We start from the raw sequence: 8,614 nt of genomic DNA, 5'->3' as shown, positions 1-8,614 counted from the left end.
CGTGACGGCCTGCGCGTGGCCGAGGGCGCGACGCTGGACGTGGCGATGCCGGTGTACCGATACGAGCCGGGCAGCGAGGCCACGGGCCAGCGGCCGGCGCCGGCGCTGCTGCTGGCGCCGGTGTACCAGGAGAACCCGCTCAAGGGCGCGCTGACGCAGCGCGCCGGCGCGGACCTGACGCTGCGCTCGCAGCGCATCGAGGATGGCGCGGACATCGATATCGGCGCTGGCGCGCTGGTGTCGGTCGATCCTGGCCGCACGATCCGCCTGCTGGGCGGCGGCAACAGCCGTATCACCGTGGATGGCGCGCTGCGCGCGCCCGGCGGTCGTATCGAGTTGGATATCGTCGCGCCGGCCTCCGACGTGCGCGACAACCCCGCGACCAGGACGCACAACCGCGCCATCTGGATCGGCGGCGCGGCGACGCTGGACGTCGCCGGCCGCGCCGCCGGCGGCGTGGATATCGACGGCCGCCGCTACGGCAAGGCGCAGGCGGGCGGCAGCATCCTGCTGGGCGGCGCGCTGGACTGGGACGCGACCGGCATCGCCGAGAGCGCCCGTGATATCGCCATCGTGGTGCGCCCGGGCGCGTTGCTGGATGCCTCGGGCTCGCGCCTGGCCATCGACGCGCCGCGCGGCAGCCGCCCGGGGACGCTGGACCTGGCCGGCGACGGCGGCCAGATCGTGCTGAAGTCCAGCTATGGCCTGTTCCTGGACGGCGACATGCGCGCCCGGGCGGGCGGCGCGGGCGCGGCCGGCGGCACGCTGGCGCTGGCGCTGGAAACGCCGACGTTCCCGCTGTCGGTCAACGCCGAGGACGGCGTGCGCCGGCCGCGCGAACTGATCCTGTCGCAGGGCACGCAGGCCAGCGGCCTGGCATCGGATCTCAAGCCGGGCCAGCTCGATCCGGCGCTGCATCATGGCGCGGCGCGCCTGTCGGCGCGGCAGTTCGAGGCCGGCGGCTTCGGCAACCTGTCGCTGCTGGTCAACGGTATTCTCAGTTTCGACGGCGACGTGGCCCTGGCGGCCTCGCAAAGCCTGCGCTTCTATGCCGGCAGCTATGCCGTGACCGATCGCGCGGCGGCCGGCACGGCCGTCAGCCTGTCCGCGCCATACCTGCGCCTGGCCGGCGCGGCGCGCGCCCGGGGCGACGGCGTCACGCCGACGGTGACGTGGCGCGACGGCGCGTCCGCGCGGCCCGGCGTGGGCAGCTTCACGGCCGACGCGGACCTGATCGATATCCGCGACCGGGTCGGCTTCGGCGCGCGCGGCGCGGTGCCGTTGCTGGCCGGCGCGCCGGTGACAGTGGATCGGCGCGGCTTCGACCAGGTCAGCCTCAACAGCCGTGGCGACGTGCGCCTGCTGGGCGGACAGGCCGGCCGTGGCCTGTCCGGCGACGCCACCACCGAGCTGGGCACCAACGGCGACCTGCGCATCACCAGCGCGCAGCTCTATCCGGCCACCGGCGCCAGCGCGACCATCTGGGGCGGCTATGAAACCGGCCGCCGCCTGGAAATCCTGCGCCAGCCCGGCGCCGAGTCGGTGGCGCCGCCGCTGTCGGTGTTCGGCTCGCTGAGCCTGGGCGCGGACACGGTGATCCAGGCGGGCACCGTGCGCGCGCCCATGGGCTCGATCAGCCTGGGCCAGGATGCGCGTGGCAGCGACAGCTGGCGCGCGCGCTCGGTCGAGCTGATGCCCGGCAGCCTGACTTCGGTCAGCGGCGCCGGCGTCATGGTGCCCTATGGCGGCACGGCGGATGGCCTGACGTACACCTATGCCGGCGCGCCGCTGAAACTGCGCGAGCAGAACACCGGCGGCATTGCGTTCTCCGGCCATACGCTGACGGGTCACCAGGGCGCGGTGCTGGACCTGAGCGGCGGCGGCGAGCTGCGCGGCGCCGCCTTCGTGGCCGGGCGCGGCGGTTCGGTGGACATCCTGCGCACGCCGCTGGTCAACGCCAATCCGACATTCACCAACAGCGCGACCGGCAATGCGATCTACGCCATCGTGCCGGGCCATGCCGGCGGCTACGCGCCGGTCGCGCCCGACACGGCGGGCAGCGAACCCGTCGTGGGCCAGACGCTGACGTTGACGCAGGATGCGGGCGGATTGAAGGCCGGCGTCTACACGTTGATGCCGGCGGCCTATGCGCTGATGCCGGGCGCCTACCGCGTCGAGCTGGGCGCGGAGACCTTGCTGCCCGGCGCGGCGCCGACGCCGCAGGGCTCGCTGGTGGCGTCGGGATACCTGGGCGTGTCCAACACCGGACTGCGCGCGGCGCTGCCGCGCCAGCTGCTGCTGACGCCGGGGGAGCGGGTGCGCTCGCATTCGAACTACAACGAGATGAGCCATGACGCCTTCGTGGCGGCGGACGCGGCGCGCAAGGGCGGCCTGCGCGGCCAGATCACGGCCGACGCGCGCACCCTGCGCCTGAACTACGAGCGCGTCCTGCCGCAGGAAGGCAAGCCCATGCTCGGTTTCGACGGCGTGGCGCGTTTCGCGGCCGCCAAGGGCGGGGTGGACGGTACGCTGGAGGTCCTGGCCAACGACGTGGAACTGCTGGCCGATGGCGCGAGCCGGACGGCGGGCTACACGGGCGCTTCGCTGTCGGCGTCCGCGCTGAACCGTTTCAATCCCGTGCGCATGATGGTCGGCGGCCGGCTGGATCTGAAGCCGGGGGACAACTACGCGACCTTCGTGTCCAGCACCAACAACGTGACCGTGCGCGCGGGGGCCGCGCTCAGCGCCGCCGAGGTATTCCTGATCAGCGGCGCCACCTGGGGCGGCATCACGGTGGAAGAGGGCGCCGCCATTTCGACCATCGGCCGTGGCAAGCCGGCCTACGATTCCAGCACGGGCTTGGTGTACGCCGCCGGCAGGACCGGTGTGCTGGGCCTGAGCAACGGCACGATCAACCTGCTGCCGGCCACGCCGGAAATGGCGCAGGGGCCGGGCTACATCAATATCGGGGCCTGCGCCGGCGCCTGCACGGGCGCCGCCACCACGCTGGCCGCCGAAGGCACCTTGCTGGTCGCCACCGACCGCGCCTTCACGCTGGCCGACAATGCGCGCTATGGCGCGCGCAACCTGCTGCTGGCGATGTCCACGCTGAACCTGGGCGACGAGGCCGCGCTGGCGCGGGCGGCCGCCGCCGGCGCCTTGCCGAACGGGCTGATGCTGAACCAGCGCGTGCTCGACAAGCTGCTCAAGGGCAATGCCGGCCCCGGCATTCCCGCCGTCGAAACCCTGATCCTGAACGCGCGCGATTCGGTCAACGTGTTTGGCTCGGTGACGCTGGACGCCACGCAGGGCAAGGGCGTGGGCCGGCTGGTGCTGGGCGCGCCGGCCATCTACGGCTATGGCGGCGCCGCCGACACCGCGACGATCCGCTCGCGCGAACTGGTGTGGACCGGCGTGTCCGCGCGTCCCTCCCATCTCTCGGGCCAGTACGATCCGGCGATACCGGGAGCGGCCATCGCGGACCGGCTGGGCGACGGCCGGCTGCAATTGGCCGCCGAGCGCATCGTGTTCGGCTACGGCCCGGACACCCAGCCCGTGAACTGGCTGTCGGCCGAACGCCTGGCGCTGGGTTTCGCCGGCGTGGACCTGCTGGCCAGCGAGCGCGTGACCGCCAATGGCCAGGGCACGCTCAAGGCCTATCACCGCCAGGGCGCGTACCAGGCGGGCAAGGGTCATGCCTACAGCGGCGGCGACCTGAACATCGTGACGCCGCTGCTGACGGGCGAGGCCAGCGCGTCCATGGCCTACACGGCGGGCGGCAGCCTGACGCTGCGCCGGCCGCAGGGCGCGGCGGCGCTGTCCGGGCAAGCCGGCGCGCTCGGCGCGCAGCTGACGCTGGCGGGCGGTTCGGTGGATCTGGACGGCGCGATCGCGCTGGCCTCGGGCAAGCTGAAGATCAAGGCCGAGCGCGACCTGCGCCTGGGCGCGCAATCGCGCCTGGACCTGGCTGGCCGCGAAGTGCTGTTCTACGACCAGGCGCGCTACACCTGGGGCGGCGACCTGACGCTGGATAGCGCGGCGGGCAATATCGAGCAGGAGGCCGGCTCGGTCATCGACCTGTCGGCGCGCAAGCAGCGCGGCGGCACGCTGGCCGCGACGGCGCTGGGCGCCGGCGCCGGCCGGATCGACCTGCGCGGTTCCATCCTGGGCGGTGCGTCCGGCCTGTACGACGCGGGCGGCACGCGCGTGCCGTATGACGGCGCCGAGATCACGCTGCGGGCGCAGACGCTGGCCGATTTCGCCGGACTGAACACTCGCCTGAACGCGGGCCAGGTTCATGGCGCGCGGCGTTTCCAGATCAAGCAGGGCGATCTGCTCGTGGGCGACGAGGTACGCGCGCGCCAGGTCAGCATCACGGTGGATGGCGGCAGCCTGACCGTGGCCGGCCGCATCGACGCCAGCGGCTTCCAGCCCGGCATCATCCGCCTGGCGGCCAAGGGCGACCTGAACCTGCTGGGCGCGCTGGACGCGCATGGCGCGGGCCTGCGCCGCGACAGCCATGGCCAGATCATCGACAGCCCCAACCGCGCGCAGGTCTCGCTCACGTCGAGCCTGGGCACGTTGACGCTGGCTCCGTCGGCCAGCATCGACCTGCGCGTCGGCACCGAGGCCGCCGGCAACGACGGCCGCGCGCGCGGCACGCTGGACCTGAACGCGCGCCGCGTGGGCGGCGCAGGCACGCGCGGCGACGGCGCGGGCGCCGATGATGTGGCGATCCAGGTGCAGGGCCGGCCGCAGGTGCGGGGCGCGTCCCTCATCGCGGTGAACGCGTTCCGCGAGTATGCCGACGCCGAATTGGCGAGCGCGCCGGACGTGTCCGGCAGCAGGCCCCAGCTGATCACGCAGGACATGCTGATCCGCATCGACCGCGACAGCCAGGATTTCATCAACGCGGCGCTGGGCAACGGCGCGCTGCGCGCGCGGCTCGCGGGGCTGGACGGCTACCGCCTGCGTCCGGGCGTGGACATCGTCAGCGATCCGCTGATCAATCCCGCCGGCAACCTGACGGTGGTGGGCGACCTGGACCTGTCGGGCTTGCGCTACGGCCCGGGCTCGGACCGCAACGATCCCGCGCGGCGCGGCTTTGGCGAGCCGGGCGTGCTGAACATCCGCGCGGCCGGCGACCTGACCATTCACGGCAGCATCAACGATGGCTTCGCCCCGCCGCCGTCCACGCCCGACGATCAAGGCTGGTACCTGTTCGAATGGCGCAATGCGCAGAACAGCGGCAACACGCCGTTCGGCGGCGATATCGTGATTCCCATCGACGGCGTGTCGCTGGACAAGGGCACCGTGTTCCCCAAGGGCGCCGTGCTGAACTACGACCTGCCGGCCGAGGGCGTTACCTTGCCCAAGGGCATCGCCTTGCCGGTGGCGGTGGAGCTGGCCGGCAACTATGTGCTGCCGGCGGGCGTGGTGCTGGGCGCGGACGTGTACCACGGCGACGGCTCGGTGGCCTGGCGCGCCGGCACGGTGCCGACGGCCGACGTGACGCTCGCGCCGGGCATGAAGCTGGGCGCCGGCACGGTGCTGCGCGCCGAGACGCTGGCGGCGGCGCTGACCTGGCCCAAGGGCGTGGCCTTGCCCGCGCCGATGACGGCCAGCGGCGTGCTGGCGCTGGCGCGCGGCGCCTTGATTCCGGCCATGACCAAGATCGAGCTGCCCGATGACAAACCGGTCAACCTGCGGCCGAAGACGGGCGAGTTCCAGGGCGCCAACTGGGCGCTGGCGCCGATGCTGCCGCAGGGCGCCACCAGCTGGAGCCTGCAGCTGACGGCCGGCGCCGACCTGGGCTCGGCCGATCCGCGCGCGGTCGATCCGGCGTCGCGCGGTTCGCTGGTGCTGGCCGACTCTCACGCCTCCACTCGCATGAAGATCGTGCCGGGCGGCGTTGGAATGGTGTACGCGCCCAACGATCTCGGTTACCCCGTGGGCGAGCCGGTGGACCCGGACTGGGTCAGCGATTGCGACCTCTTCCCCGGGCTTTGCGTGACCGATCCCAAGCGCATCAAGCGCACCTGGACGCAAGCCGGCTCCGACATGTTCGGCACGGAAGTGGATACGCCGGTGCAGGAAGAACTGGTCGTCTTCTGCGACATGATCCCGGGCGTCTGCAACGTCGAGATCCTGCCGATCCGCGACATCGCGTCGGCCGAGCTGCTGGCGCCCATGTTCAGCGTGGTGCGCACCGGCGCCGGCGACCTGGGCGCGGCGGCGGCCGGCGATCTGCGCATGGACACGCCCTATGGCTTTTATACGGCGGGCACGCCATCGACGGCGTTGCTCCGCGCCGACGGCAGCGATCCGTATGCGCAGCCGCGCGGCAAGCACATCTTCGATCCGGCGGGGGGCCCCGAGCAGGCCTCGCTGCTGGGCCCGCAACAGGATGACTACAGCGCGGCCAACGGCGCGTACCGGGCCTGGTATCCCGAGCGCGGCGGCAACGTGGACATCGTCGTGGGCGGCTCCGTGTCCGGCGACGCCTGGACGGAATTCGCGCCGCCCAACCGCCCGCAGACGCCCAGCGCCAGCGTCGGCAACTGGCTGTGGCGCCAGGGGTCCGACGCCTTGCCGGCCTCGTGGTGGATCAACTTCGGCGCTTATGCCGTGCCCATGGCCACCAATATGTGGGCCAGCAGCCATCCGTACATTGTCGGCTTCACCGGCTTCGGCACGCTGGGCGGCGGCAACCTCAGCATCGCCGCGGGCGGCGACGCCGGCATCGTGGCGGCGCGCGGCCTGGGCGACTATGGCGCGCCGGAACCGCGCAGCCGCGCCCTGGTCGCGGCCGTGGGCGGCACCGGCCGCGTCGCGCCCGACGGCAGCCTGGCGCTGACCGGCGGCGGCGACCTGAAGCTGCGCCTGGGCGGGGTCCTGAACCCGGATCTGGACGCCTCGCAGTACGCCACGCAGTACCGGACCAATCGCCAGAAGCCGGACCTGGACGGCATGGTGACCAACCTGCGGGGCGCCATCCAGATCGAGGCGCGTGCCATCGGCGGCTCGCGCCAGCTGTTCCGCCAGGACGCCGTCGCGCAGCCCGGCCTGACGGGCGACGCCATGGATCCGAGGCCGATCAACCCCTTCGTGCCGACGCTGTCGAGCGCCAGCGGCGGCATCACGCTGGTGCCGGGCGACGCCGCCGTCTATCTGGAGACCATGGGCGACCTGGTGCTGTCCGGCGTGTCCGATGCCGGCCGCGTGCGCGTCCTCAATACCTCCATCCAGGCGCCGGGCAATGGCCTGTCGGTGGGCGGCGGCCAGAGCTGGTTCTCGCTGTGGACGCCGGCCACCGCCATCAATCTGTTGAGCGCGGGCGGCAATGTCACGCCGGATACCTCGCTGAGCCATGAGGCCGCCGGCTCGGCTTCCGTGATCCGGGGGGACGACGTGACCGTGTATCCGTCGATCCTGCGCGTGACGGCGGCCTCCGGCAATATCTACTACGGCCGTTCCGCCAAGAGCGGCTCGCCCGGCAGCACGCCGGCCGGCGGCCTGCTGTTGGCGCCCTCGGCCAGCGGCGAGCTGAGCTTCCTGGCGCAGCAGTCCATCTATGGCGGCGGCACGCCGGTCAGCATGTCCGGTTCGGACACGCCGCTGCCCACGCCGTTCATGCCAGCGTATGCCGGGTATGACCTGGCGGGCGGCCTGCAGCGCGGCTCGCACAACAACAGCATCGACGGTTCGCCGGTACCGCGCGCGGACGGGCCCGTCGCGCCGACCAAGGACGCGCATCCGCTGTTCGCCTTCGGGCCGGACACGCCGGGCGCCCGATCCTTGCGCGCGGAAGGAGCGGAACCGATTCGCTTCTATGCGGTGCAGGGCGACCTGGTTGGCCTGAGCTCGGGCATGTCCGTGCAGTACCTGCCGCAGACCAACCGCAGCATCCTCAACTGGCTGCGCGCGGCGGCGCCGGTCCAGGCGCTGGCCGGGCGCGACATCGCCGGCCTGGGCGGCGTGTTCCTGCACAACGGCCCGTCGGATGTCTCGCTGCTGCACGCCGGCCGCGACATCTGGTATGCCGACGTCAAGGTGGCGGGCCCCGGCCTGCTGGACGTGGTGGCGGGCCGCAACCTGGTGCAGGAAGACCGCGCCAGCATCGTCAGCGTCGGCCCGGCGCTACGCGGCGACAAGCGGCCGGGCGCGGATATCGCGATCACGGCGGGCGCCGGCGCGGCCGGTCCCGACTACGACGCGCTGGGCAAGCGCTACCTGGACCCGGCCAACCGCGCGGTGGCCGGCCAGACCCTGGCCAGCCAGCCCGGCAAGGTGGTCCATACCTATGAGCGCGAGCTGGCCGACTGGCTGCGCGCCCGCGACGGGTTCACGGGCAGCGACCAGGACGTGCTGGCGCGCTTCGAGGCCCTGCCGCTGGCCCTGCGCCAGGCCTTCCTGCGCTCGGTGTACTTCGCCGAGCTGCGGGCCGGCGGGCGCGAGTACAACGACCTGCAAGGACCGCGTCCGGGATCGTACCTGCGCGGCCGCCAGGCCATCGCGGCGCTGTTCCCGGAAGGCGCGGCGCGCGAAGGCGGCATCTCGATGTTCGGACCGTCCGGCGTGCGCAGCGTCGGCGGCGGCTCGATCCAGCTGCTGG

The 8,614-nt window shown here is 72.8% G+C and carries 1 protein-coding gene; it reads left to right on the top strand.

The window, feature by feature from the left end; all coding sequences use genetic code 11:
• A partial coding sequence (locus AC6LJ9_RS29605; RefSeq protein WP_498150327.1) for a filamentous hemagglutinin family protein occupies nucleotides 1–8,614 on the top strand: 8,614 nt, incomplete at both ends.

Source organism: Achromobacter sp. 1011811831 (assembly GCF_059760905.1).
This window is presented reverse-complemented; position numbering and strand designations above follow the sequence as displayed.